This is a genomic window from Streptomyces sp. NPDC040610 (genome assembly GCF_055594065.1).
In genome coordinates this window covers 1,296,447-1,321,183 of the sequence record NZ_JBVIXA010000002.1, presented here as the reverse complement: position 1 = coordinate 1,321,183, position 24,737 = coordinate 1,296,447, and the positions used below count along the sequence as shown (strand labels likewise).

Annotated in this window: 29 protein-coding genes and 1 pseudogene; 23 read left to right on the top strand and 7 right to left on the bottom strand. The window is 72.3% G+C overall.

Translation table 11 applies throughout. The annotated features are described in order from the left end of the window. Positions 1–137 precede the first annotated feature (137 nt). A complete protein-coding gene (locus ACZ6AA_RS12350; RefSeq protein WP_471457786.1) occupies positions 138–1,652 on the bottom strand; it encodes an MFS transporter in 1,515 nt (504 codons plus the stop codon). 68 nt (positions 1,653–1,720) lie between these two features. Here ACZ6AA_RS12350 and ACZ6AA_RS12345 point away from each other — a divergent pair, with 68 nt between their 5' ends. Continuing rightward, the gene (locus ACZ6AA_RS12345; protein WP_471457784.1) at positions 1,721–2,410 is read left to right on the top strand and encodes a TetR/AcrR family transcriptional regulator; all 690 of its coding nucleotides are present in this window, start codon (positions 1,721–1,723) and stop codon (positions 2,408–2,410) included. 3 nt (positions 2,411–2,413) lie between these two features. On the opposite strand, the gene ACZ6AA_RS12340 is transcribed toward ACZ6AA_RS12345, so the two are convergent. Further along, positions 2,414–3,337 (bottom strand): LysR family transcriptional regulator, encoded by a 924-nt coding sequence (locus ACZ6AA_RS12340; RefSeq protein WP_468482197.1) that lies wholly within the window; start codon positions 3,335–3,337, stop codon positions 2,414–2,416. Positions 3,338–3,583: 246 nt separating this feature from the next. On the opposite strand from ACZ6AA_RS12340, the gene ACZ6AA_RS12335 reads away from it, so the two are divergent. Next, entirely contained in the window at positions 3,584–4,177 is a 594-nt protein-coding gene (locus ACZ6AA_RS12335; protein WP_471457781.1) for a cupin domain-containing protein, read from the top strand. Here ACZ6AA_RS12335 and ACZ6AA_RS12330 read toward each other — a convergent pair. Further along, complete coding sequence (locus ACZ6AA_RS12330) at positions 4,149–6,971, bottom strand: alpha/beta hydrolase family protein (protein WP_471457779.1); 2,823 nt, start codon at positions 6,969–6,971, stop codon at positions 4,149–4,151. The two genes, ACZ6AA_RS12335 and ACZ6AA_RS12330, sit on opposite strands and share 29 nt — an antisense overlap. A 166-nt stretch (positions 6,972–7,137) precedes the next feature. On the opposite strand from ACZ6AA_RS12330, the gene ACZ6AA_RS12325 reads away from it, so the two are divergent. Next, the gene (locus ACZ6AA_RS12325) at positions 7,138–7,680 is read left to right on the top strand and encodes a GNAT family N-acetyltransferase (RefSeq protein ID WP_468459643.1); all 543 of its coding nucleotides are present in this window, start codon (positions 7,138–7,140) and stop codon (positions 7,678–7,680) included. A 100-nt stretch (positions 7,681–7,780) separates the two neighbouring features. On the opposite strand, the gene ACZ6AA_RS12320 is transcribed toward ACZ6AA_RS12325, so the two are convergent. Next, positions 7,781–9,379 carry an NBR1-Ig-like domain-containing protein gene (locus ACZ6AA_RS12320; protein WP_471457776.1) on the bottom strand — a complete coding sequence of 533 codons (1,599 nt, stop codon included), beginning with the start codon at positions 9,377–9,379 and terminating at the stop codon, positions 7,781–7,783. A gap of 630 nt (positions 9,380–10,009) precedes the next feature. Between ACZ6AA_RS12320 and ACZ6AA_RS12315 the strand changes: the two genes are divergently transcribed. The 3 genes from ACZ6AA_RS12315 to ACZ6AA_RS12305 all read left to right on the top strand — a co-directional run bounded on the left by ACZ6AA_RS12315 (position 10,010) and on the right by ACZ6AA_RS12305 (position 12,588). Beyond that, positions 10,010–11,029, top strand: a complete 1,020-nt coding sequence (locus ACZ6AA_RS12315; protein ID WP_471457774.1) for an ATP-grasp domain-containing protein — start codon at positions 10,010–10,012, stop codon at positions 11,027–11,029. A gap of 262 nt (positions 11,030–11,291) precedes the next feature. After that, positions 11,292–11,639, top strand: a complete 348-nt coding sequence (locus ACZ6AA_RS12310) for a peptidase inhibitor family I36 protein (RefSeq protein WP_468459701.1) — start codon at positions 11,292–11,294, stop codon at positions 11,637–11,639. 367 nt (positions 11,640–12,006) lie between these two features. Continuing rightward, positions 12,007–12,588 carry a hypothetical protein gene (locus ACZ6AA_RS12305; protein ID WP_468459637.1) on the top strand — a complete coding sequence of 194 codons (582 nt, stop codon included), beginning with the start codon at positions 12,007–12,009 and terminating at the stop codon, positions 12,586–12,588. Between the two features lie 642 nt (positions 12,589–13,230). Here ACZ6AA_RS12305 and ACZ6AA_RS12300 read toward each other — a convergent pair. The 3 genes and pseudogenes from ACZ6AA_RS12300 to ACZ6AA_RS12290 all read right to left on the bottom strand — a co-directional run. Further along, positions 13,231–13,365: pseudogene (locus ACZ6AA_RS12300) on the bottom strand (undecaprenyl-diphosphatase); the annotation flags it as partial. Further along, entirely contained in the window at positions 13,353–14,741 is a 1,389-nt protein-coding gene (locus ACZ6AA_RS12295) for an integrase (protein ID WP_471457772.1), read from the bottom strand. The gene ACZ6AA_RS12295 and the pseudogene ACZ6AA_RS12300, both read right to left, overlap by 13 nt. Positions 14,742–15,171: 430 nt before the next feature. Next, positions 15,172–15,501, bottom strand: a complete 330-nt coding sequence (locus tag ACZ6AA_RS12290; protein ID WP_471457770.1) for a hypothetical protein — start codon at positions 15,499–15,501, stop codon at positions 15,172–15,174. Positions 15,502–15,801: 300 nt separating this feature from the next. Here ACZ6AA_RS12290 and ACZ6AA_RS12285 point away from each other — a divergent pair, with 300 nt between their 5' ends. The 17 genes from ACZ6AA_RS12285 to ACZ6AA_RS12205 all read left to right on the top strand — a co-directional run bounded on the left by ACZ6AA_RS12285 (position 15,802) and on the right by ACZ6AA_RS12205 (position 24,735). Then, positions 15,802–16,101, top strand: a complete 300-nt coding sequence (locus ACZ6AA_RS12285) for a helix-turn-helix domain-containing protein (protein ID WP_471457768.1) — start codon at positions 15,802–15,804, stop codon at positions 16,099–16,101. Further along, positions 16,055–16,402, top strand: coding sequence for a hypothetical protein (locus ACZ6AA_RS12280; protein WP_471457766.1), 348 nt, complete (start codon positions 16,055–16,057; stop codon positions 16,400–16,402). The genes ACZ6AA_RS12285 and ACZ6AA_RS12280 overlap by 47 nt, the downstream gene beginning before the upstream one ends. Before the next feature lie 85 nt (positions 16,403–16,487). Further along, entirely contained in the window at positions 16,488–16,841 is a 354-nt protein-coding gene (locus ACZ6AA_RS12275) for a hypothetical protein (RefSeq protein ID WP_471457764.1), read from the top strand. After that, positions 16,838–17,158 (top strand): hypothetical protein, encoded by a 321-nt coding sequence (locus ACZ6AA_RS12270; protein ID WP_471457761.1) that lies wholly within the window; start codon positions 16,838–16,840, stop codon positions 17,156–17,158. The genes ACZ6AA_RS12275 and ACZ6AA_RS12270 overlap by 4 nt, the downstream gene beginning before the upstream one ends. Beyond that, on the top strand, positions 17,155–17,376 hold the full coding sequence (locus ACZ6AA_RS12265; RefSeq protein ID WP_471457759.1) for a hypothetical protein: 222 nt from the start codon (positions 17,155–17,157) through the stop codon (positions 17,374–17,376). Before ACZ6AA_RS12270 ends, ACZ6AA_RS12265 begins: the two co-directional genes overlap by 4 nt. Continuing rightward, a complete protein-coding gene (locus ACZ6AA_RS12260; protein ID WP_471457757.1) occupies positions 17,373–17,831 on the top strand; it encodes a hypothetical protein in 459 nt (152 codons plus the stop codon). The genes ACZ6AA_RS12265 and ACZ6AA_RS12260 overlap by 4 nt, the downstream gene beginning before the upstream one ends. After that, positions 17,828–18,304 carry a hypothetical protein gene (locus ACZ6AA_RS12255; RefSeq protein WP_471457755.1) on the top strand — a complete coding sequence of 159 codons (477 nt, stop codon included), beginning with the start codon at positions 17,828–17,830 and terminating at the stop codon, positions 18,302–18,304. Before ACZ6AA_RS12260 ends, ACZ6AA_RS12255 begins: the two co-directional genes overlap by 4 nt. Further along, entirely contained in the window at positions 18,301–18,564 is a 264-nt protein-coding gene (locus ACZ6AA_RS12250) for a hypothetical protein (protein WP_471457753.1), read from the top strand. The genes ACZ6AA_RS12255 and ACZ6AA_RS12250 overlap by 4 nt, the downstream gene beginning before the upstream one ends. Then, a complete protein-coding gene (locus ACZ6AA_RS12245) occupies positions 18,561–18,770 on the top strand; it encodes a hypothetical protein (protein WP_471457751.1) in 210 nt (69 codons plus the stop codon). The genes ACZ6AA_RS12250 and ACZ6AA_RS12245 overlap by 4 nt, the downstream gene beginning before the upstream one ends. A 104-nt stretch (positions 18,771–18,874) precedes the next feature. Beyond that, positions 18,875–19,969 carry a phage recombination protein Bet gene (gene bet, locus ACZ6AA_RS12240; RefSeq protein WP_471457749.1) on the top strand — a complete coding sequence of 365 codons (1,095 nt, stop codon included), beginning with the start codon at positions 18,875–18,877 and terminating at the stop codon, positions 19,967–19,969. A 71-nt stretch (positions 19,970–20,040) separates the two neighbouring features. Next, positions 20,041–20,571 carry a hypothetical protein gene (locus ACZ6AA_RS12235; protein WP_471457747.1) on the top strand — a complete coding sequence of 177 codons (531 nt, stop codon included), beginning with the start codon at positions 20,041–20,043 and terminating at the stop codon, positions 20,569–20,571. Beyond that, positions 20,568–21,323 (top strand): exonuclease domain-containing protein, encoded by a 756-nt coding sequence (locus tag ACZ6AA_RS12230; RefSeq protein ID WP_471457745.1) that lies wholly within the window; start codon positions 20,568–20,570, stop codon positions 21,321–21,323. Before ACZ6AA_RS12235 ends, ACZ6AA_RS12230 begins: the two co-directional genes overlap by 4 nt. A gap of 38 nt (positions 21,324–21,361) precedes the next feature. Beyond that, complete coding sequence (locus tag ACZ6AA_RS12225; RefSeq protein ID WP_471457742.1) at positions 21,362–21,748, top strand: hypothetical protein; 387 nt, start codon at positions 21,362–21,364, stop codon at positions 21,746–21,748. After that, a complete protein-coding gene (locus ACZ6AA_RS12220; protein ID WP_471457740.1) occupies positions 21,745–22,032 on the top strand; it encodes a hypothetical protein in 288 nt (95 codons plus the stop codon). Before ACZ6AA_RS12225 ends, ACZ6AA_RS12220 begins: the two co-directional genes overlap by 4 nt. Next, positions 22,029–23,519 (top strand): DNA cytosine methyltransferase, encoded by a 1,491-nt coding sequence (locus tag ACZ6AA_RS12215; RefSeq protein ID WP_471457738.1) that lies wholly within the window; start codon positions 22,029–22,031, stop codon positions 23,517–23,519. Before ACZ6AA_RS12220 ends, ACZ6AA_RS12215 begins: the two co-directional genes overlap by 4 nt. Next, positions 23,516–24,157 (top strand): hypothetical protein, encoded by a 642-nt coding sequence (locus ACZ6AA_RS12210; RefSeq protein ID WP_471457736.1) that lies wholly within the window; start codon positions 23,516–23,518, stop codon positions 24,155–24,157. Before ACZ6AA_RS12215 ends, ACZ6AA_RS12210 begins: the two co-directional genes overlap by 4 nt. Further along, the gene (locus ACZ6AA_RS12205; protein ID WP_471457734.1) at positions 24,154–24,735 is read left to right on the top strand and encodes a WhiB family transcriptional regulator; all 582 of its coding nucleotides are present in this window, start codon (positions 24,154–24,156) and stop codon (positions 24,733–24,735) included. The genes ACZ6AA_RS12210 and ACZ6AA_RS12205 overlap by 4 nt, the downstream gene beginning before the upstream one ends. Positions 24,736–24,737 lie beyond the last annotated feature (2 nt).

Here is a 24,737-nt window from a genome sequence, read left to right as displayed (position 1 = left end):
TTGGGGCGCGGCGCGGCGGTTTCGGGCAGTGATGGACGGCACGATTCCGTACGTCACTTGGGGCGTCGGGTGCCCGCGTTCGGTGATGCCGCCGTCGGACAGCGGCATCACCGGCACTGGACCGGGGCCGGCGCCTGTCAGGCGGCGCGGGGCCTGATGCGACGCGCCGTCAGGACTCCGGCGGCAGCGAGTGCCGCGGTGAGGGCGAAGGTCACCGTCAGGGCGAGGGACACCGAGCCGCCGTGGGCCGCGGACAGGGTCACGGCGGCCCCGCCGAGGCCGCTGAGGACCGCCACCGCGAGGGTCTGCGCGAGCTGCATCGAGCCGCTTGCCTCGCCCTGCCGGTCGGCCGGTGCCTGCTCCATGGCGTCGGTGGTCGCCGCGTTGAAGGCCACGCCCATGCCCGCGCCGCCGATGGCCCAGCCCGCCACGGCCGTCAGGGCGGGCACCTCGTCGACCAGGACGCCGAGCGCCATCACGGCGATCCCCACGAGCAGGACCGCGAACCCGGCGGCGATCGGCACGGCCCGCGACCGCCCGCTCCAGCGGCTGTCGGCCCGGCCCTGCCACGTCGCCCCGAGCACCCATGTGATGGCGCCCGCCGAGAGCCCCAACCCGGCCTCCGTGGCGCTCAGTTCGCGCAGCCTGACCAGGCCCAGGGGCAGGAACGCCTCGCTGCCGAAGTAGGCGCCGCAGAGCAGGAAGCGCAGGACGACACCGGCGGGAACGCCCCGGCGCACCGACAGCGTGCCCGCCGGTGTGACCCGGCGCAGCGCGAGCACGGCCGTGGCGGCGCCGACGGCGGCCAGGGGGATCAGGAGGGCGAGTTGACGCAGTTGGAGGCCCGCGAGGAGGAGGCCGGTCCCGGCGGCGAGCAGGACGCTGCGGGTGACGGGGGTGGACCACCACGGGGTCGCCGTCGCGGCCGGGCTCGGGTCTTGCCGGCCTCCCGGGCTCCCGAGGCGGCGCAGCTGCGGCAGCGCGAGCGCCGCCGCGGCCGCGATCAGGGGCAGCAGCAGGACGAACACGCCGCGCCAGGACACCTGGTCGGAGATCACGGCGGCGATGCTCGGGCCCACCAGGGACGGCACGGTCCAGGCGCCGGAGACCAGGGCGAACATACGCGCACGCAGGCGTTGCGGATAGGCCAGCGCGATGGCGGTGTATGCCAGCGCCATGACCGCCCCGACGCCGAGCCCCTGGAGGAACCGCCCGGCCAGGAAGACGGGCCAGTTGGGCGCGGCCCCGGCGAGCGCGCAGCCGACGGCGAAGACCGCGAGGCCGAGGGCGAGCGGGCGGGCCGGGCCGCGGCGGTCGGCGGCGACGCCCGCGGCGACGGTGCCGATGAGGTTGGCCAGCATCAGCGCGGACAGGCCCCAGCCGTACGCGTTGAGTCCGCCGAGGCGGCCCGCGATCTCGGGGAGCACGGTGGCGACCCCCATCGACTCGAAGGCGACGAGTCCGACGGAGAGCACGATGCCCCAGGTGAGGGCGGAGTAGGGGGCGCGGAAGGCGCTCTCGGGGCGGGCGCTCGGCGCGGGCGCCTGCCGCGCACCCGATTCCCGCGCACCCGGTGTCTGCGTACCCGATTCCCGCGCGGGCGGTTCCTGCGTGGTCGTTTCCTGCGTGGTCGTTTCCTGCTCGGACGGCAAGGTCGACCCTCCTCTTTAAGTTTCGATCCGGAACGGAACGAAAATAGATGCTACCTATACTGACCGTCATGGCAACCCCCGAGTCCGTGGCCCACGCCGCTCGTTCCGCCCCAGAGACCGGCCGGACGGGGAGGCCCCGCGACGCACGGCTCGACGAGGCCATCCTGGAAGCGACGCTGGCGCTCCTGGAGGAGTCCGGTTACCCGAACCTGACGATGGAGGGCGTCGCGCGCCGCGCCGGTACGACCAAGCCGGCCATCCGCCGCCGCTGGCCCTCCCGGCAGCGCCTGGTCGTCGCCGCGCTCGCGGAGACCGTGGGCACCGCGCCCACCCCCGACACCGGCTGCACGCACTGCGATCTCATCCTCGGCGTCGAGACCCTGAGCCAGGCGTTCGGCGGGACGCTGGGACGCAGGACGCTGCCCGCGCTCGTGGCCGAACTGGCCGACGATCCGGAGCTGGACCGCGTCTTCACCGAAACCCTCTTCCGCCCCCGCAGGGCCACGACGGAGGCGGCGCTGCGCCGGGGCATCGAGCGGGGCGACATCCGGCCCGACGCCGACATCGACCTGCTCCTGGACATGCTCGGCGCCACCACGTACCACCGCGTGCTCTTCGGGCATCTGCCCGTGACGGACTCACTCGCCCACGACGTCGTGATGGTGCTCATGGAGGGTGCGGCGACACCGCGTTGGCGCGGCCACTACCAGCAGCAGCACCAGGACGACCCGCGCCCGGGCGGCGGACGGACCGGCTGAGCCTCAGGCCCGCAGCGCCTGGAGCAGGTGGCGCAGCGGCGGGCCGGGCGGGCCGGGCAACACGGCGAGGGACGTGGTGAGTTCGGGCGCGGCAAGGCGTCGTACGGCCACGCGGGGCACCGGCGGCAGCCCCGTCACCTCGTAGAAGACCGTCCAGGACGGGGAGTCGGCGCGCTGCTCCGCCAGGCCGGTCAGGGTCTCCTGGAGGGTGGTGAACGGCGGCCCGGGCGGCGGCTCCACCCCGGCGGCCCGCAGCGCGCCGGTCACCAGGTCGTGAAAGGGCGGGTTGTGCTCGCGCGGGGCCAGGCGCAGCGGGAGGCCCGCCAGCTGTTCGAGGCGCAGGGGCGGGGCGCTCGCCGGGGCGGGGCCGGACGCGGGCTCCGGCCCGTCGTCGGGCAGGGCTGCCGCCGGGTGCTCCTCGGGCAGCGCCACGTACAGCGGATCCCGCCAGACCGGAAGCAGTTCGAGCCCCGGCGCCGTCACCGCCGCCCGCACCAGCGCCGCGTCCAGCTCGCCGGAGCGCACCGCCGCGAGCCGCTCGGTGAGGGGCAGCCGACACAGCCGTACCCGGAGCCGGGGAGCCGTGCGCCGCAGCTCGTCCAGGAGGCGGTACGTCCGGTCGCCCGGCCCCTGGACGGTGCCGAGGCGGAGCAGCCCCTCGTCGCCGGACGCGATGTCGGCGGCGACCTGCCGGGTACGCAGGGCCGCCGCGAGCACGGCGCGGGCCTCGGGCAGCAGCCGCTCGCCCGCGGCGGAGAGGCGCACGTGCCGCGTGGAACGGTCGAACAGCGCGACGCCCAGCTCGCGTTCCAGTCGGCGGACCTGCTGGCTGACCGCCGACTGCACGATGCCGAGCCGCTCGGCGGCCCGGCTGAAGCCGCCCTCGTCGGCCACGGCGGCGAAGTACTGGAGCTGGCGCAGTTCCACGGGTTCCTCCTGCGGCGCCGATTCATCACGATCGGTGATTTCTGCAGGGAACAACTGCTGGTGGTTCGCGGCTTCTTCCCCGGATCGAATGGGAGCCACGAAGAAGGTCGCAGCGCGCGACGGGACCGGAAGCCGGGAGCCGGAAGTCGGAAACGGGAAATCGGCAACCGGCAACCGGCAACCGGCAACCGGCAACCGGCAACCGGCAACCGGCAACCGGAAGAGAGAACAGGGAGAACGCGGACCATGACGAATCAAGCGCCCCCGGATGCCCCGGGCACGCCGAATGCCTTGGATGCCTCGGATGGCGGCAACGCCCCGGACCGGCCCGGCGCCCTCGTGGTGCGGGCCGGGGCCGCCGAACACGTACCCCTTCCGCACGGCGGCGGCTTCGACCTGCTGGCCGACGCCGCGGACACCGGCGGCGCCCTGGGAGCCAACCGGCTGGCCCTGGGCGCGGGCGCGGACGGCGCCAGGCCGCACTTCCACGCGCGGTCGACGGAGCTGTTCTACATCCTCGACGGAGCCGTGGAGTTCTCCCTGGACGGCGGGATGACGACGGTGACCCGTGGGGGTCTCGTCGTCATCCCGCCCGGGATGCCGCACGCGTTCGGCGCGGCGGGCGGTGCGACCGCCGCGCTGCTCGCGGTCCTGACACCGGGTGTCGACCGGTTCGGCTACTTCCGCACCCTGGGCCGTGTGCAGCACGGCCTGGACACGTTCGACAGCCTCCTGCCCGAACAGGACCGGTACGACGTGCACTTCATCGGCGGCGCGGACGCCGCCGCCTGGGACGCGGCACGCGGCCGGACTACGCCGGGTCGCGCACCGTCCCGGTGACCGTCGGGCCGCGGTGCTGCTGCCACGACTGGTCGTAGGTGACAAGGCGCAGCCGCACGGTCTCCTTCGACTCCCGCACCCTGTCCTTGACGGTGGGCACGGTCACCTCGACGCTGCGCTTGCCCGCGGCGATGCCCGCCGGGATGTACGGCATCTCCGACACCTTGGACAGACGGCGTGCCGGGTTCGGCGACCGGTCGAAGGTCTCCTTCAGCCAGCGCTTGCTCACGTCCTTGGTGGACAGTTCGGTGCCGCTGGTGACCTTGCGGAGTTCGAGTCCGGCCTCGATGTCGGTGTCGGCCGCCTCGGACAGCGTCACGCGCCACTTGAGGGGCTTGCCCTCGGTGACCCGGTCCGCGACGGGCTTCACGCTGACCTTCGGCATCGGGTCGTCGTTGCGCACGAGGACCCCGCCCTGGTGGGAGCCGACCATCGTGCCGCTGACGGCCTTGGCCATGACCTCGTGGGAGGCGTCGGCGCCGTAGAGCTTGTCGCCCCGCACGGTGACGGGCACCTCGACGGCGGCGCCGCCCGGGCGCACCGTCACGGTCCGGTTCGTGGTCCTGTGCGTACGGGGGTCGGTCACGAACAGCCGGACCTTGCCGGTGCCGTGCCCGGAGACCTGGACCGGCACCTGGTAGGTGCGCGCCCCGGAGTCGCCCTCGTCGACCTTGAGCCGGCCGATGTCGACCCGCGCGAGGTCGGCGGTCCCGGCGTCCGGAGTGCCCGGGCGCCAGCCCCACGCGTCCATCAGCCAGGCGCGCCCGGACCGGTTGCTCGGGGTCAGCTCCAGGGAGGCGACCTGCTTGAGGTCGACTCCGGCGCGGGCGGCGGCGGACAGCGGTACGCGGACCTCGCGCCCCCAGTAGGAGGCGGTCATCTCGGTGCCCGGCAGCCCGTTCACGCGGACCTGGCCGAGCTTCGCCCGGTGGCCCGAGGCGTCGGTGACGGCGACGTCGAGGCGGGTGCCGGTGGAGTTGGGCGGCACGATCACGCGCAGGGCCAGCTTGTCGGCGCCCGCGAGGGACACCGGCTTCTTCGGCCGGAGCTTCGTCGGGGTGCCCGACTGCGTCCAGCGCATCGCGACCGCGTGGCGGCCCGGCTCCGGCGAGGGGCCCCAGGCCGCGAAGTGCGGCGAGGCGCCGCGCACGTCGGGGGCGAGGCAGGAGCGGGATGCCTTGCGGTCCACCTGGGCGCACAGCCGTCCGCCGGACACCGCGAGCGAGGAGCTCGGCACGAACGCGGGGGTGCGGTTGCCGCCGACGGCGTGGGTGAGTACGCGCGCGGGCTTTGCCGAGGGGGCGCGGCGGCCGGAGCCGTCGAGCAGCGGGCGTACCCGGTCGTCACCGCCGACGAACAGGCGGGCCGCCGCCGCGATGTACGTGGAGCCCGCCTTCTGCTGCTGCTTGGCGGTGAGGCGCGTCGCCTTGCCCTTGGCGCACACCGCGTCGGGCCTGCTGCCGGAGCTGAAGTCGTCGTCCGCGGGCGCCTTGGCCTGCCCCGGTGTCCACTCGGTGTTGAAGAAGTTGTGGTTGGCGCCGACCACGTAGACCGCGCTGTGCAGGGCCGTGCCGCGGCTGACGCCGCGCGTCCCGTCGGCGTAGATCTGGCCCTGGAGGTCGGACACGTCGCCGTCGCAGCCGGGCAGGACGGTCATCGACGGCACGTCGGGGACCGGGTTCTGGCCGAAGATCGTGGGGCCGATCAGGACGGTGCCGCGGATGTTCCAGCGCGCCGGGCCCGGAGCCCCGTCCTCGGCGGCGGGCGGCGGCGCGAGGCTGTCGAGCGCGGCGCGGTTGACGCCCTCGCCGCCCCGGGAGTGGCCGACGAGCAGCACGCGGGACAGGTCGGCGGGTGCGGTGGCGCGCACGGCCTTCGGCACGTCGCCGCGGCCCGCGGCCCAGTCCGCCCAGCGGCCGAGGTGCTGACGTACGAGCGACGAACGGGCCTCGGCACCGCCGTCCTCGGCCACGTCGTCCTGGCCGTTGATGCCGTTGGCGGCGATCGACACCGTCACATAGCCCTGCGAGGCCAGGAGCTTCTGGTCGTGCAGATAGCCCCGGTGGCTCGGCACCGGCTTCATGCTGCCCTTGCAGGGCCAGCCGCCGTCCTGGTCGCCGCGGGCGTTGTAGCAGGTGTAGTGGCGGCCGTGCAGGAACAGCGCGAGCGGCCGCTTGCCCGGGGCGTCGACGGGCCCGACCACGGTGCCGCGCATCTCCACCGGCGCGGGGAAGCCGGGCAGGCGCACCGACTTCTGGGTGTACTCACCGCTCACCGTGCGGTACTTGCCCGGCACGCCCGGGTCGACGCGGTTCGCGGGCTGCGGGGCCGACTCCTCGGCGGAGGCGGCGGGCGGCGAGATCCGCGGCGCGGACTCCTCCTTCGCGCCCTCGTCCAGACGGCGGCCGCCGGCCTGCGCCCGCAGCTCCGCGGCCGGTCCGACGTGGGTGTCGTCGAGCCGCAGCCGGAAGGTCCGCCGGTCGTCGTGGGGCACCGGGACGCCGAGGAGGCGGTCGCCGGAGTAGAACTCGACCCGGGAGTCGCCCATCGGCACTTCCTCCGGGGCGCGCCAGACCAGCTCCTTGCGGGCGCCGGACCCGTCGACCCGCCACCCCTTGGGCAGTTGGTCCCCGGCCTCTCCCGGCGACGCGGGGGTGCCAGGCAGCGTGGCGGGTCTGGGTGACGCGGGCGGTATTCGGTCGGCGGACGGCTGCGCGTGCGCGAGGCCCGGCACCCCCACCGCCAGCGCGAGGACCGCCGCGGCGGCGGTCACCGAGCGCGGGACATGGATCAAGACATTCCTCCGGTTTCATCCTGTTCGTCAGCCACCCCGGATCCCTGGAGAGATCACTGGGCCCCGGACCTGGAGGATGACAACGCGCGTACCGGGGTTGCCTCGTGTCGCGCTCTTCACTTGTCCGCACTTGTCCCCACGCCGTCCCGCCACGCATCATGCGGACATGGTTGATCATGATTTCGGAGCCCTGACCGCGGTCCGGCTCGCCGCGTACTCCCGGGCCGACCAGAACGAGATCCTCGGCGACGGCGCCGACCCGTTCGGGGTCGCGGAGACCGGCCTGACGTGGCTGCCCAAGGAGGAACACTTCGGCGTCAGATCGGCGGCGGGCCGACTCGTCGCCCACGCGGGCCTGTTGCGGCTGCCGATAGCGATCGACGGGAACGCCACGGAGGTGATCGGCGTCGGCGGTGTGGCCGTCGCGCCCGACGTGCGGGGCCGGGGCCTCGCGCGGACCGTCCTCACGGCGGCGCTCGACCACGCCCGCACCATGGGCCCCCGGCACGCCCTCCTCTTCTGCCGCCCGCCCCTCGTCGCCCTCTACGACCGGCTCGGCTGGCGGGCCTTGACGGGCGACGTCCACGTGGAGCAGCCCGACGGGCCGGTGGTCATGCCGCTGCGGACGATGTGGACGCCGTTGGGGGAGGGGCGCGAGGCGGCCCCGTGGCCGGTGGGTGAGGTGCGGCTGCGGTCGTTCCCGATGTGAGCGACGAGGTCAGTACGGCACGCGGGTACGGGGCTTGCGGGCGCGCGGCCCGAGGGCGTGGGCCACGCGGGTGCGCGGCCTGCGGGTGTGGGTCCCGGCCTCAGCTCGGCGCGCACCCGTGCGTCCGCTCGTCCCGCTCCACCGTGTCGAGATGCTTGCGCAGACTCTCGGCCTGCCGGACGAGCCTGCCCTGCTCCCGCCGCGCCTCGTACGGATCGCTCCAGTCGATCTGCCGGATCTGCCCGCGTACGTCGTCGAGTTGCTCGGCGAGGTCCACGTACCGCGCGTGCAACTGCTCGCACACCCCGGACGTCCCGCCGACAGCCACCACGATCCGGGGGCTGGCCTGGCCGAACCAGGTGACCCCCTCCTGGAGCATCTGCCAGCAGAACGCGTAGCGGCCGGGCGTGCCCGGAGCCGTCGCGGTGAACCGGAACTGGACCCGCTCGCCGGGGTCCACCGTGGCCTTCGGCAGGTTCACCCGGCCCGTTCCCCAGAGGGTGTTGTCCTGCGGGGCCTGGCTGCCGAGGCGGTGGGAGTCGCGCGCGGCCCAGCTGGTCGAGCCGGTGTTCGTCGCCGTCAGCGTCACCTGGGCCGTGGCGCCCGGCGCCATCCGGGCCGGCGGGTGCGCGGTGGAGCCGACGGTGGCGCCGTCGATGTAGGCGGGGGACGGGTCGGCGTGCGTGTAGGGGATGCGGAAGAAGCCGCGGATCTCGCCGGGGGTGGCGCCGTCGCTGGTTCCGTTGGTGGTGATGGTCTTGGAGGGGGTGGGGGAGCTGATGTCGAGCTGGATGACGACGTCGTCCTCGCCGGGGTGGTTGCAGTCGTACGTACGCAGCGTCAGCACATCGCCGTGCCGCTCGTACCCCCACGCCAGGACCACGTGGTTCAGGAAGACGTCCCAGGGCGCGTAGGAGCGGACCAGGACGAGGCCGAGCGGGCTCAGGACGCCGTTGTCGATGTCGTCCAGGACCGCCGGGACCTGGGCGAGGGTGCGGCGGAAGAGGCCGTCCCCCCAGAACACGGTGTCGTGGCTGAGGCCCTGGGTGTCGCCCAGCCAGCGCTGGACCACGCCGGGCCCCATGAAGCTGTCGAGGAGCCGGGCGAGGAGGTGCTGGGCCAGCTCGACGGGGATGTCCCGCGACGAGCGGCCGCGCAGTTGCGGGGTGCCGCTCTCGAAGATGTCCCGGGCCAGGAACGACATGCCGCCGCACAGCCCCATGCCGGTCACGTCGACGGAGGTCACGGGGAGGCCGAACACGTCGATCCGGAGCGCTGTCCCGGGCGGCCACGGGTTGTTGCCGAACAGCGGCGCCCTGGTCGAGGGGAGGAACCCCGGCACGGCGACGGGCCCGAAGCGCTGCACGGTGTCCGAGGCCCACAGCGCCGCCCCGGAGCTGGCGTACAGGACGAGGTTCCCGTCGTCCTGCGCGACGAGCCAGGAGCCCGGGTTGCCGTCGGTGTTCGTCGCCCAGTAGGGCTTGTCCTCGTCCGAGTAGAGGACGACGTTGCCGTCGTGCTGCATCACCGCGCGGGTGACGGGCTGCTGCCAGGTGTCGGAGGCCCACAGCGCGACGTCGTCGTCCGTGCGGTAGAGGACCAGGTTGCCGTCCCCCTGCATGACGAGGCGTATCCGACCGTTGGACGAGGTCAACTGGCCCCCGACGTCCAGCCGTTGACCGGCGAGCAGACGATCCATGGCAGATCCCCCCAGTACACGTGCGGTCCCGTCGCCGTGCGTCCGGACGCCCCGCACGGCGGGTCGCTGCGAGCGTCCCACCGGAGGGGGCGGTTCGTAAGGCCCGCCGATGCGATGCCCTACGGCAGCGGATGGGATGCCGTACGGCCGCTCGGGCCCGGACCGCCGAGATGGGGTGCGCCGCCCCGCGCGGACCGCGCGCCAGGAGGGGCGCGTACAGGGCGCACGAGGCGCAGACCGGGCGCGGGAGACCGGCGCGCCTGCGCACTGGCCGGGGGTCCGGCCCGCGCTTACAGTGTGGGGCCCATGGCGCTGCGGTACCGAGCACGGAATCCGAGTACGGCACTGAGCAGGGACACGGAACCGAGTACGGAAACGGCACACGGGGCCACGGCCCCGCGGCACGTATCGGGGGAGGGCACAGCCCCGTCCCGTGGTCACCAGAACCCCCGGCCGGGCGTCGCCCCGGCCCGCCACCGCCGGGACGGCCGGCGGGCGCGGACGCGGCGCCGTACGGGCCCCGGCGACCTGCTGCCGCGACCCGGCCCCGCTCCGCCGTGACCTCCGCCCGGGCCCGCGCCACGACGTGCGCGCGGACCGAGTGCGCGCCGAGAGCCGCTGGAGGCAGCCGTGTCCGGACCGTGCGTCGCCCTGATCACCGATCCCACGTCCCCCGAGGGCTGCCGGGACTACCTGGCCCGCGCCGTGGAACTCCTCACCGGCGCACCGCCCCACCGCATCGACTCCCACCACTTCGCCCCGTGCGGCACCGGCCGCGTCCGCGACCGCGACGGGATCCGGTTACGCCTCGACGTGCCCGACCAGGGCCTGGAGGTGGTGCCCGACGTGGTCGTGCTGTACGAGATCCCGCCGCACCGGCGCCGCTCCCTCGCCGCGTTCCAGCGTCTCCTCGCCCACCACCGGGCGGTGACCCTCGGCGCCGGGGTGACGGCGTGGCGGACGGCCACGGAGAAGGACCGCACGGTCGCCCGCTTCCAGCGGGACGGCGTCGCGCAGATGGACACGGTCGTTCTGGAGCGGCCGAGCGCGTCCGAGGCGGCTGCCGCCTTCGACGAGCTCGGCCGCGACACCTGGGCCAGGCCGGTCGTCGGCACCGGCGGCAGCGACACCTTCCACGTCACCTCCGAGGACCAACTGGCCGAGGCGGCCGAGTACTACGCGCGTCGGCGCAGCGCCTGGCTGCTCTCGCGGGACGCGGGCAACACCACCGCCGACGGCCAACGGCACCAGTTCCGCGTGTTCGTCCTCGGCGGCCGCGTCATCCACGCCCGCGAGCACATCCAGGCCGCGACGGACACCCCCTGCAACACCTGCCAGGGGGCGACCGCCACCTTCATCGCCCCGCGCGACCTGCCGCACCGCCTCACCGAACTGGCCGTCGCCGCCACCGCGTCGGTCGGACTGCCCTTCGCCGGGGTCGACCTGGCCATCGAGAACGGCGGGGTCGTCTTCGAGGTCAACGTCCAGCCCGCCTTCATCGAGGGCGAGTTGGAGCATGTGGCCGTGCCGTACGTCCAGGCCCACCTCGACGCGCTCGCCCAGACGGCGGGAGGCCGCCGGGGCCGCCATCCGGCCCGGGGCAGGCGGCGGGGCAGCCAGGTGCACGGGCGGTCGCCGCGCGTGGCGTAAAGGGTGATACGGACTTCTCCACCTTTGGGTGAAGGGCGGAATGCGTGAATCCGGGCGGGGGCAGCATCGCCGTGCCCTCTTCCCGGTCCACGGGCGGGGGTTCTCCCCAGCGACCAGACCCTCCGAACAGAAGGACAAGCAGCCCGACATGACGCTGAAGCACTCCGCCTCCGCCCCCACCACCGCCGCATCCGCCCTCGAAGCCACTCCAGGATCCGCGTCCGCCCCGAGGGCGAGGGCCGTCAGGCGGGCCCTCCTCGGCATGGCCGCGGCACTCATGGTGGCCGGAAGCCTCGCCGTCGCCGCACCGGCCGGGGCCGCCGACTGCCCCAGCGGCGAGTTCTGCGCCTGGGAGCACGCCGACTACGGGGGCCAGCGCGCCAACTGGTCCGGCGACGACAGCTGGTGGGAGAGCTACATCGCGGACGAGGACTCCGCGTGGGCCAACCACGGCATCTCGGGTCCTGGGATCAAGGACCACGTCAAGGTGTACTCGCGGTCCGGCCAGGGCGGCGACATGACCATCTGCCTCACCCCGGGCCAGGAGGTCGCCAGCAACGGCGCGGCCAACGACAAGGGCGACTCCCACACGTGGGCCATGCGCTGCTGATCGCCACGCCCCGGTACGCCTGGTACGGGCCCGCTGCCTTCGGGCGGCGGGCCCGTATACATCTCCGCCGTTCTTCTCCCGCCGGGGTCCAAGCGGAGCCGGACCGCGTATAAGAGAAGTGAGGAACGAAGAGAACGAGGTACCAAGAGAGAACGAGGTACCAAGAGAACGAGGTACCGAAAGAACCAGGTACCGAGAGAACCAGGAACCGAAGCGTCGAGGCCCCGCCCGCTCCGGGCAGGGGGCCGACGGCGGACAGTGCCCCGGACCCCGGCTCGCCCCCTCTCGGGGGTGTCATCCCTGTTCGTCCGCGCCCCTCCCGGGCCGCGGCGGCACAAGGAGGTCGACTGTGGGGACCGTGCGCCGCATGACGGAGGCCGAGTGCCGTGAGGTGCTGGCCCGGGCCTGGACGGGACGCCTCGCGGTGGCCCGGCGCGGGCGCCCGTACGTGGAACTGGTCGGCCTGGTGGTCCGGGACGGGGCTCCGGTGGCGCTGGTGTCGGAGGCGGGGCCGGTCGCGCGGGCGCTGCCGCCCGTGGTGGCTCCCCGTCAACTGGTCGTCCTGGAGGCCGATGAGGCGGACGGCGACGGCGAGGGCGACGGCGGTGGCGGCGTCCGTCGTGCGGTCCGGGCGGTCACGGCGCTGGGGCGGCCCCGGTGGGTGGTCGCGATCGATGAGGTGGGTGCGTGTCGGCATGCCGCGGGGGCGCGGGGCCTGGACGTCACGGTGGACGTCCGTTTCCTCACGCTGACCGGGCCGGTCCTGAGCGGCGAGCACCATGTGCTGCGGTGCGGGCCCGGCGGGGCGACCGTCGCCGTCGGCGGTGCGGACGGGCCGACTCCTGGGGGAGTTGAGGCCACCGGAGACAGGGACGCACGTGGGGTGGCCGTGCGTGGAGGAATCGCCTCCCGTTTGCGGCAGCGGTCTTCACTGCGTGGACTGGTTTGACTACCGTGGGTACAGGCATGGTCAGGACGCGGCCACCGAGGCATGGGCATCGCCCAGGAACGGCCCCTTGGATTTCCCACGGACCTCCCACGGACTTTCCACGAGGTCCCGCGGGCTGCTCACGGAATCCCCGGGACTTGTCACGGACTTCACCGGACTCGCCATGCGGCCGCACCCGCCCTCCCTGCCCCGGGGGACGCGGTCGGGCGGTGATCTCCGGCGACCGGCTGCCCTGCGGGCGACGGTCCTTGACGGGCGGCTGTTCCTGACGGACGCCGCACGAAAGAGGGGATGAGGCAGCCGGGGCCGCGCTCCAGGCAGCGGACACCGCGGTCCCGGCTCCTCCTCTCCTCGGGGGAGGCTCGCGCCCGCCCCCGAGGAGAGGGCAGCGGTGCGAGGACGCACGGCGGAGGGGGAGCCGCCACGTCCTCGCACCTCGCGGCCGCCGCCCCCGCCGACGAGCCGGCGGCGGCCGCTCGGGGGATACGCCCGTACGACCAGCGTGCACCCATCGGACGGAAAAAGCGCCCCCCTTGCCTACACAACGTGCCCAGATCGCCGTTTTAGGTAGCAGAGGGACACATGAGGCCAAAGTGACTACGCACGGTGACCAGTTGACGGTCGTCGAGAGGCCCGCCCCCGCTACCCCGCCGACTCGCCCGCGTGCGGGCTCAGGGTGCCCGCGCCCACCAGGATGAACAGGATGATGCCGAGCAGGATGCGGTAGTAGACGAACGGCATGAAGCTCTTGGTGGTGATGAACTTCATGAACCAATGCAGGATAACTGAGCCTTAGCCGCCTTTACCTGCATCTTCATCCACTCCTCAAGATCCAATGGGAGAGGAGTGGGAGAACGGGGCATCCAGTCCGCCGGGAGAGACACCACGAACTTCCGCCACCGAGCCTGCAGCGACTCCATGATGGCCTGCTCCATCTTCACTGTCACGTTCGCGTACAAGCCCTCAACGCCGGCTACTTCGTGACCCATCCGGGACTCCGACGCGATCCTGCTGTGGCCGTCCTCGTCGAGCCACTCCTTCTGGCCGTGACGCAGCAGGTACAGCCTCTTGCCCGCCCAGTTCTTCACTGGCTCCCAACCCGGCAGCACTCGCCACGACCCGCCCCGGCCGCCGCCCTTGGCTCGCGGCGTACGCGGCTTCTGCCCGTCAGCGATCTTCCGCCAGTAGTAGTACGTGAAGTTCGCCTTCGCCAGTTCGTTGCCAGTGATTGACGGAAACACCCACTCGCTCTGATGCGAGGCGAGCAGCATCTCCAGCAGCTCGGCCAGAAACGGTGGCACGACGAGCGGGCGGCGGGACTCGTACTTCGGTGGCAACAGCGACAGCACGCCGTCCTTCCACTGGTGCTGCCACTGCACTCGGACCGCAGGCATCAGGTCGGGGCCGTAGCGCTCCATGTCCTCGGCGTGCCGCTCCTCGCGGTCCTCTTCCTCCGGGTCGTCCAGTGGGTCAGAGGCTGGCCAGTTCGGGGAGCAGTACTCGCGGCGCAGCGCGTAGAGTTCGGCCGGCCGCATCCCGGTGAACGCCATCGTGAGGACGAATACGTAGCCGGGGAACCCCCAGAACATGAGCCCGTTGCAGGCGAGCTGGTGCACGTCGGCGAGCGCCATGTCGCGCTTGCGTTCCTTCTTCTTCTTGACGTACTTCCCGCGCCGCCGCTTCTTCTGGACGGGGGAGGCCTGGCGCATGCCGTCCTCGACCGCGTCGTCCATCATCATCGAGAAGGTGCCGAGGATTTCGCGGCCGTACCCCTCGCCGATGTTCGGCTGCTCGTCAATCCACATCTTCCAGGCCCGGTACGCCGAGGCCTTGATGTCGCCGACGGCGAGGTCGCCCCAGCGGGGCTCGATGTAGAGGCGGATCATCGACTTGACCGCCTTCTTGCGCAGGTGGCCGACGTCCTGCGTGTCAGGCCACGTCCGGCAGTAGTCCCTCATGAGGACCGATCCGTCACGCTTGGAGACGTACCGGTCGTTGCGGATGTCCGACTCGCGGTCCAGGCCGTACTCGATGGCGTCATCGCGGGTGTCGAACCCGCCTTGGCTGTCGAATATCCAGCGACCCTCGTCGTTCTTCTTCCCGGTGTTCCACCGGACTCGCCACTTGTTGCCGCGCTGCTCTGCGTAGGGCACTCGTCATCCCCCAGATGACTGGCGAACATGGTGAGCGGATGTGCCGGCAGGCACCCCTACCGCCGGCGTCCGCGTGCTGACCGCTTCAGTGTGGCTGGCCGACTGGGCAGCCGCCGCACTCTCGGCAGTCGATTCCCTGACCCTTCATCAGCCGTCTGACGCGGGCCTGAATTCCCGCGTCGGTGGCGGCTGCTGGGGTCAGTCCACAGACGATCTGTCCTTTGATGACCAGCACGTGGGCCGTGAAGCCGGGCCGATCGTAGGTTATGACCGTCGCCATAGGTCCCCCTCCACTGCTCGGAGAACCCCCCAGGTGGACCGTCAGAGTTGCATGCGGAACGGCTGGGCGGGAGGGGGATGTTGAGGTTCATCAGCTCCGTAGAGTTACGATTCGATTACGTACGAATGGTTGTACGCCAAGGAGTGCAGATCAGTTGTCTTTCGGCATGATGCCGAGTCTCCGCAGTTCCTCCATGAACTCCTCGGCGATCGACTCGATCTGACCCAGTGTTAGCTCTGGCGCATACAGGCCCGCCGATTTCGTGAGGGCGCTCGGCATCACCTTGGCGAGCTGGTCCGGGTCGACGTATTCGCGCATCTGGCCGCCCTCGATCAGCTCGGTTCCGTCCTCCAGGGTGATCGAGTCGGCCCCGTCCAGGACTCCCTTGCACGAGCCGGGGCGGAAGCCGTAGCCGACCTCCAGCTTGGCGTACGACGTCTCGGTCACGCGCTCGCCCGCCTCCACCTTGCGGTAGGTCATCCGGGAGAGGCTGCACCGGGCTGCTCCCGCATCCTTGCTCGTCAGTCCGAGAGTGATGCGTCGTTGCGTCACGAGCGCAGCGAGTTTCTGCAGGTGACGGGCGGTCTGATCGCTGGGGGGCGCCATGGCGCCAATCATCGCAGCTACCTCTAGCTACCGCCATAACGGCCTGGCCCCATGACCCAATCTTGGCGCTGACCTGCCGAAACTCGCCCCTGAAGTTAGATGAATCTAGACTTTATTAGAGGTTACTGGCGAGTTTCTCTAGAAAAATCTAGATGACGCCGCTAGCTTCATCACATGCACAGACCCCCAACCACCTTCCAGGTGGACGGGACGGCTATCCGCACCCGTCGCATGGCCCTCGGCCTGACTCAGGACGACTGCGCTGCTCGCGCCGCGATCAGCAGGCCGTACCTGAGCCAGCTCGAAACAGGCCATCGCGCCGTCATGCGGCCCCCCACGTACAAGCGCCTGCGCACCGTCCTTCACGTGCCCGACGACGATCACCGCCTCCTCGCCCCGACCGAGGAGGCGGCACGAGAGGAAATACATGCCCGCCGCCAAGGCTCCCCCCAGCAGGAACAAGCCCTCCGCTGAGTCCGTCCTGGAGCGCTTCTACAACCTCAAGCAGGCCACTGTCCGGCTCGGCCTGGCTACCGAGGACGAGGCCGATAAGCGCGGACAGAAGTGGCTCCGTGTCGGCGTGAACCGGGACGCGAAGGACGGCCCGAAGTTCCCGTGCCACCGCATGGCTGGCCAGCTGATGTTCAGCGACTCGGACCTCGCGGTCATCGCGGAGATGCAGCGGAACAAGGTCGATGGCCGGAGCAAGCCGCGCCCGAGCACGGGCCGACCGCGTCGTCGCGGCAGCGCGGCTTCTCAGTCCGCGACTTCCTGATTCAAGCGCCGCAGGGCCGCTCCGACTTCCCGGCCTGAGCGACCCCACGACTCGGCGCCTCACCACCACAAGAAATGAGGTCACCGTGAAAGCGGAGCCTATCGTCGTCCGACCGCTCAGCGAGTTCGGGCTGATCAGTGACAACCGCGTCGCCGTTGAGGCGATGCTCGACTTCTACGCCCTGCCCGCGCCGACCGTGATCGCCCGGCCGGAGGCCGTGTTCGTGACGGTTCCCGACCTGGATGACCTCGGCGAGTGGCTCCGGGAGCGGGGCGGGATCGTCCACGTGAGTTCGGCCGGTGACGGTCTGGAGCTGTGGACGCTGCTCACCTCGACGCCGCCGCGGGCGGACGGTTCGTCGGTGCCGGTGAGGGTGTCGGTGCCGGTGCCGATGGGCGAGTCGGTCATGGCTTACATCCGTGCGGCGGTGGCCGCGTGAACACGAACGCGCTGAACCATCTGGCTGGTGTGATCTGCCGGGCGCAGGAGCGGGACCGTACGCCGATGGGGATCGCGTTCGCGGTCGATGCGGCGGGGATGCTCATGTCGCCTGAGGTGGCTGCGGAGTTGCAGCAGCTGCGGGCTCGGGTCGCCGAGCTGGAGGCCGAGCGGCGGCCGTCGGTGGAGGTGTCGGCGGACCGGCTGACGGCGTTCCTCGCCCCCACGCAGGCGCTCCGTGAGGAGCCGTACGAGTCGCCGCTGCATCGCGACTACCTCGTGCCCCGGGACTTGCCCGAGACGGACGGTGCGCCGTGACCGAGTCCCCGTCTGAGATCGCGGCGGCGATCTGTTTCGCCGTCAGCGTGTTCGCGGCGTCGCTGGTGCCGTGGCTGCTGTTGGTCAACGCCAAGTACCTGACGCCCGCGTGGCTGCGTGCCACCCCGGCCGCTGCGCGTGAGGCGTACGCCCGCGCCGCGCTGTCGGCCGCCGCTCTCCTCCTGATCCTCTCTGCCCGGAAGGGGGTCGTCCGATGAACGAGTCGACGAACCCGCAGGTCAGCTTCAGTCTCCGTGTCGACCAACTCGCCGCGATCCTCCGCGTGGACCGGATCCGGCACGACACGCTCGTCTCCCTGGTCGCGACGTGGGCGTCGGATGACGAGGCCCGCGAGGACGTGATCGCGCAGCTCGACGCGCTCGCCGAGGCCGTGGCCTCACCGCGTGAGGGCGAGCTGGACGCGCTCGTGGAGCACGTCGAGGACGCGGCCGCGATGGACGACGCACAGGTCGAGTTGGACCTGACGGCGGCTCTGCGGCTGCGGGACGAACTGGACGCGGCGATCGCCGTGTTGGGCCGTTTCAACCCGGCCCGCGCCGAGCGCTCGTCGAAGGGCGCGTCGCTGATCAAGCACCCGTCGCACGCTCGCACCCGCGCCCACCTCAAGGCGAACCCGCTGCCCGAGCAGCGCCAGATCGGTGGTGCCGCATGAGCGCCGACGACTTCGTGTTCTCCACGCTGATCGCCCGCCACCCGGACCCGGCGACCGCGAGCCGCGCCCTTCAACTGGCCGAGGCCGCCGTGCTGCGCAGGGCTGCTGACGCGATCAGCGCTCTGCCGCAGGACTACGAGTGCGACCCCGGCCGAGGCGACGCCGTCGAGCGCCTGCGTCGTACGGCGGACGGGATCGAGGAGAAGTGCGGCCGCGGGCCTGGCGAGCGTGCCGGCCGCCTCATGGCGCTCCTCTACGCGATCCGTGCCCGAGGCGGGGAGTGGACCACCAAGCGCGTCCAGGCCCTGTACCGCGGTACTCCGCTCGCCCCGGCCGGAGCCCCCAGCGGGCGCCTTCGTGCGGTCGCGCGCAGGGACCTCCGCCACCTCCACCTCTGGGGCCACCTCGACCGGCACGAGGTCGACGAACGCCGCTTCTTCACCCTCGCTACCAGGAAGGACGGCCGCTCATGAGCCGCCTCGCTCCTCGACCGCGCGTCGACCACGCCGCCATTGCCTCTCTCGCCCGCCGCGAGCCGGGGGTCTGGCACGTCGTCGGCGAGTACCGGTCCAGCCAGTCCGCCGAGGGCACCGTCCACGACATCCATACCGCGGGAGCCAGGCTCAGCCAGGTGTCGGTGTACCGGCCTGCGGGTGCGTTCCGAGCCCGGACGCGGCTCACGGAGTACGGGTGCGAGGTCCTCGTGCAGTACGTGGGGGGTGGCTCGCGATGACTCCGCGCGAAGACGCCGAGCGCGTCCTGGGCCAGATCGCGCGGGGCGAGGTTCTCGCCGGGCGGGCTGGGGCTCGGGCGATCGCTGCCCGCGCGGAGGCCGCGTACGGCGCGGTGTGGGCGCGGCAGGCCGCGTGGGACGACGCCGTCCGCGCGCTCCGGCCCGCTGCGGCTCCGGCTCCGGCTGAGGGGGCTGATGCCGCATGACGAACACGACCGCGCGCGCCGGGACTTCGGTCCCGGCCGCCGGGCCCGGCCAGCCGACCCGACCCACCCCACCAGCACCCGAATCCCGGGAAGGACGTGCGCCCGTGAGCGCCGAACTCGCCAAGACCGGCGGCACCCTCGCCATCCGCCCCGACCAGACGAACTGGACCCCGGACCAGCAGGCCGTACTCCAGCAGTCCGGCATCGACAACCAGGTGGCCCCCGCCGAGCTGTCCGCGTTCCTCCACCTCTGCCAGCGCACTCGCCTGGACCCGTTCTCCCGCCAGATCTATCTGATCGGCCGGTGGAACGGGCAGCAGCAGCGGAAGGTCTACACCCCGCAGACCAGCATCGACGGCTATCGCGTCATCGCGCACCGGGCTTCCGCTGAGGCCGGGCACGCGCTCGGCTACGAGGACACCCTGTGGTGTGCGAAGGACGGCCGGTGGCAGGACGTGTGGCTGTCGGACGCGCCGCCCGCCGCCGCGAAGGTCACCGTGATCCGGAACGGGATGCGCTTCTCGGCGGTGGCCCGGTACACGGAGTACGTCCAGACGAAGAAGGGCGGGGAGCCGTCGGGGCTGTGGGGCAAGATGCCCGCGACCATGACGGCGAAGTGCGCCGAGGCGCTCGCGCTGCGCATGGCGTTCCCGCACGACTTGGCCGGGGTGTACACGGCCGAGGAGATGGCGCAGGCCGACAACCCGGCGGGCGGGGAGCGGCACCTGCGCAGGGTTCAGCCGGGCGACGACGATCCGTGGGCCAAGCCCGCGCCGACGTCCTACGCCGAGGCAGAAGGCGACCTGTCCGGCGGCCGGGACTTCATCAACGAAGCGACCGAGGCAGCCGACGCAGACGCAGTCCGCGCGGTCTGGCAGGCAGCGAAGCAGGCGGGCGCCCCCGCGCATGTGCTGAACGAGATCGTCGCGATCGGCAAGGAGAAGGCCGCCGCCGAGCAGCAGGCCCCGACAGTCGACAGCGGCGGCGAGGTCGTGGACGCCGAGGTCGTCGAGCCCCCCGCCGTAGACCTGGTGGCCGACGCGCAGGCCGCCGAGAAGGAACTGCGCGCTGCCGCCGCGGCCGTCGGGCTCGACACCGTCGACGCCGACTTCGAGCGGTCCTACGGCCTGCCGATCAGCGAGGCCGGCGCGAAGGAGCTGCGGGAGATGACGCAGATCCTCACCGGCACCGCTGCCTGATCCGCCGCAGCCGACGGGGTCCTGCCCGACGCAAGCAGGCAGGGCCCCGCTCCCTCAAGGAGATCACGAACATGAGCCTGAAAGACGCCGCAGCCCGTGAGGCGTTCCTGAAGACCCTCCTCGACGTCGTCAACGACGCCTACAAGGAGGCCCGCACCGAGACGCAGACGCTCCTCGATGCCGCCGCCGAGGAGACTGGCGCCCGTCAGGTCGCCGTCGCCCTGCCCGATGGCCCAGACATCGCCTCCGTCAGCCTTGCCTCCGGCGAAACCGCCGCCAAGATCGTCGACGAGGGGAAGTTCACCGACTGGGTCCGCGAGAACTTCGCCAGCGAGATCGAGCGCCGGTTCGTCACCGAGGTCCGCGAGGCGTTCACGAAGAAGCTCCTCGCCGAGCTGACGGCGTCTGGCAGCACGGAGTGGGCGGACGGGGAGACCGGCGTCATCCACGACGTTCCGGGGGTCGCGATCGCACCGGCCCGGGCCCGTACGCACAGCGTGCGGTTCAAGAAGGACGGCCGTGACCAGGTCATGGCCGCCTGGCGTGAGGGCCGGCTCGCCGCCGCCGTGCTGCCGGAGCTCACCGCCGGGGGTGCCGAGTGAACACCGCCGTGCAGCCCGACCTGACCGGGCACGTCGAACTTCCTTGGCACCGCGCGCCGCTCGCGTCCTACGACTGCGAGACCAACGGTCTGAGCACCGCCACCGACCGCATCGTCACCGCGGCCCTCGTCCGGCCGAACGGCGAGGTCCTGCGCTGGCTGTCCGACCTGGACGGGGCGGAGATCCCGAAGGGCGCGTACGACGTCCACGGGGTGAGTACCGAGCACGCCCGGGCTCACGGTCGCCCGGCCAAGCAGGTCGTCGAGGAGGTCGCTGACGCGCTCGCTGGCGAGTTGTCGGCCGGTCACGCCGCGCTCGTCGTGATGAACGCGCCCTTCGACCTGTCCCTGCTCGACGCCGAATGCGCACGGCACGGAGTCCCGACGGTCGCCGACCGGATCGGCGCCGTGGCCCCGATCATCGACCCTCTGGTCCTTGACCGGGCTGTCGACAAGTACCGCAAGGGGCGCCGGAACCTGGAGTCGCTCGCGGCTCACTATGGCGTCGGGCTGACGGACGCGCACACGGCGGATGCTGACGCGCTGGCCGCGCTCGGGGTGGCTCGGGCTCTCGCCGACAGGCACGAAGGGGTGCAGGTTCCTGCGCGGGTCCTGCACGGCTGGCAGGTGCACTGGCACGAGCGGTGGGCCGCGAACTACCAGGGCTTCCTTCGTCGTTCCGGGAATCCGGACGCGGTGGTGGATGGCCGCTGGCCCCTCGTCCCGGCCCAGCGTCAGGGCGGTGACCACTGATGTGGGGCCGGAAGATCTGGCTACGGCGCGTCAGGCGTATGTCCTGCCTGCAGATCCGCGCGACATGCGCGGAGGCCGAGCGGGACGCGGCGTGCGCTGAGCGGGATGCCGCCCGTGCGGAGGCTGCCGCGCAGCGCGCCGCCGCTGTCCGTACCGCGGGCCGCAACACGGCCCTGGCTGAGCGGATCGAGCAGCTGCTCGCGGCCGAGGGCGCGCACGACGCGGACATTGAGGGCCAGGCCGACCGTATCGACCGCCTTGCCCGGGCGTGTGCCCGCTACCGGGCCGACCTCGCCCGCGGCGAGCGGGACCGGGCGCTGCTTCAGGCCCGGCTCGATGACGCCTGCGGGGCGACGGCCCCCGCGGTCCTCGCCTGGCGCCGACCTCCCAGCCCCGGCGCCACGAAGGAGACGAGCGCGCCATGACCAGCCCTTTCAGAGTCCTCCGGCAGATCGTCGCGCCGACCGGCCGTCACCGGCCCCGGCCGCTCCTCCTGCCCGACGGTCCGATCGCCCCGCCCGTCGGCCCCGCCCCGCACGGGGTCACTGACGAGGACACCCTGGCCCTGCTCCTGCGCCGCGACAAGGTCGTGGGCGCGGAGTACGCGCACTGCGAGAAGTGCGAGAGCGAGACCGCACACGCGGTGAACCGCAACGGCAGCCGCACCTGCTGGACGTGCTCAACGAACACCCCGGGGGACTCGACATGAGCCTGACCTTCACCGACATCTTCTGCGGCGCCGGAGGATCCTCCACCGGCCTCGTCGCCGCCGGCTTCGAGCTGCGGCTCGCCGCGAACCACTGGCAGCGCGCCATCGAGACTCACGCCGCGAACCACCGCGACGCCGACCACCTGTGCGCCGACGTCAACAACTACGACATGCGGCGCTTGCCCCACACCGACGTGCTGTGGGCGTCCCCGATCTGCACCGAGCTGAGCCCCGCGGGCGGGCGCCGCCGTAAGGCCCGCCGCTCCGATGCCGGTCACGGGCAGCTCGGCCTGGAGGAGTTCGGGCCGATCAGCTCGGGCGCGTTCGACCGCACCCGGGCCACGTTCTGGGACGTCATCCGCGCCACCGAGGTCCACCGCTACCGCGCGGTCCTGGTGGAGAACGTGATGGAGGCCGCCGACTGGGAGCTGTTCGACGTCTGGCTCTCCGGGATGCGCACCCTCGGATACAACATCCAGTTCGTGTCCCTGTCGAGCGCGCACGCCGGAGACGAGGACGGGAACGACGCGGCCCCGCAGTGGCGGGACCGGATCTACATCGTGTGCACCCGCGAGGGCATCCCGCTGCCCGATGTCGCGCCGCGCCCGCGGGCCTGGTGCCCGGTGTGCGAGGAGACGGTCGCGGCGTTCCAGTCCTGGAAGAAGGAGGGCGGCCGCCGCCTGGGCAAGTACGGGCAGCAGTACGTCTACCGCTGCCCCAACGGGCCCCGCTGCCGTCACGCGGTCGTCGAGCCGTACGTCCGCCCGGCCGCCTCGATCATCGACTGGTCGAACCTCGGGGTGCGCATCGCCGACCGCGAGACGCACGGGCTGCGACCGCTGGCGGAGAACACCGTCGCCCGCATCCGCAAGGGCCTCGATCTCCTCGGCGACCGCCGCATGGTCCTGACCGTGAACCACGGCGGGCACGACGGCCGCGCCTTCCCCGCCGACGCCGGGCCGCTGCCCGCGCGCACCGCGAAGATCGGCGACGCCGTCCTGGTGCCGTCCGGCGGCACCTGGAACACCACGTGCACGACGACCTCCGAACCGATGCGCACCCGCATGGCCAACCCCAAGGGCTTCGAGGCCCTGGTGACCCCGCCGCAGGCCGACGACTCGTTCATCGTCACCCTCCGCCGCAACAGCGCCGCCCGCCCCGTCTCCGAGCCCGTCGACACCGTCACCGGGCAGGGCCGCCACCACTGGCTCGTCGTCCCCTACCGCAACGCCGCGTCCAAGACGGTGGCCGAGCCGCTGCACACGCTCGGCACCGTCGACTCCGCCGGGCTGCTCGGCCCGGCCCCGGCGCTGGAGGACTGCCACTACCGGATGATCCAGCCCCGGGAGCAGCTCCTCGCGCAGCGCTTCCCCGACGACTACATCGTCCACGGCACCAAGGGCGAGCAGACCATGCAGGCCGGGAACGCCGTGTCCTGCAACGTCGCCCAGTGGCTCGGGGCCCGCGTCGCGGCGGTGCTGGCATGAGCGACACCCTGTTCGGCCTGGAGGCCACGGCCGCTGCGGCCGGGCCGCAGATCCCCAGCCAGAACCACAGCCAGATCCCCAAGGTGATCGGCCTCGACGTCGCGATGGGCATCACCGGCATCGCAGGCGAGGGCTGGACCGACTACGTCCGCGCCAAGGGCCAGTCCCAGCACTCCCGCTTCGAGCAGCAGCTCGCCGGGATCGCCGACCACACCCGCCACGCCGACTTCGTCGTCATCGAAGGCGCCGCCTACGGCCACAACAACCAGGGCGCCGACGCCCTCGCCGCGATGCGGTGGATGGTCCGCCACGACCTGTGGAAGCGGCGCATCCCCTACGCCGTCGTCACCCCCGGCCAGCGCATGATCTACGCGGTCGGCACCGCAGCGCCCACCGACCCTGGCACCGGCAAGCGCCTGAAGGGCACGGCCCTCAAGGCCGCGCTGCGGCAATCCGTTGCCGACACCTACGGCATCACCACCGAGGGCGCGGCCAGGTACGACGAGGCCGACGCCTACGTCCTGATGGCGATGGGCCTGCACTGGCTCGGCTACCCCCTCGCCGTCATCGCCGACGACCGGCGCCGCGCGCTCGACTCCGTGCGCTGGCCGACCCGCGAGGCGGTGACCCGCTCATGAGCCGCGCCTCCGCCCACGGCCTCACCCCTCCGCGCCGCACGGACTGGCGCGACCAGGCCGCCTGCCTCACCGCCGACCGGGAGATCTTCTACGCCCGCGACGACGCCAGCACCGAAGCAGCCCGGCGAATCTGCGCCCGGTGCCCGGTCCGCGTCCAGTGCCTCACCGCCGCCTACACCGAACGCGACCAGTGGGCCATGCGCGGCGGCTGCACCGTCAGCGAACGCAAGACCTTCCTCCGCAAGGCAGGCGGGATCACCGCCCGGGCCGTCGCCGACGCCACCCAGGACCCGATCACCCTGCTCCGCCACATCTACGAGCAGCACACGCTGCCCGAAGACGGACACCTGATCTGGATCGACCCCCGCCACTTCATCAGCGTGCGCGGCACCTCCTACACCGTGAACCAGCTCGGTTTCGCCGCCGCCCACGGGCGCCCGCCCGTGGGACACGTGCTCCGGACCTGCGACCGCGACGGCTGCGTCGCCGCCGCCTGCCTGGAAGACAACCCCCTGCGCGAGGCCAGCCGCCGGCGCCGGAGCTACGAGCAGTGGCACGGCCTCCAGGACACCGGGTGAGC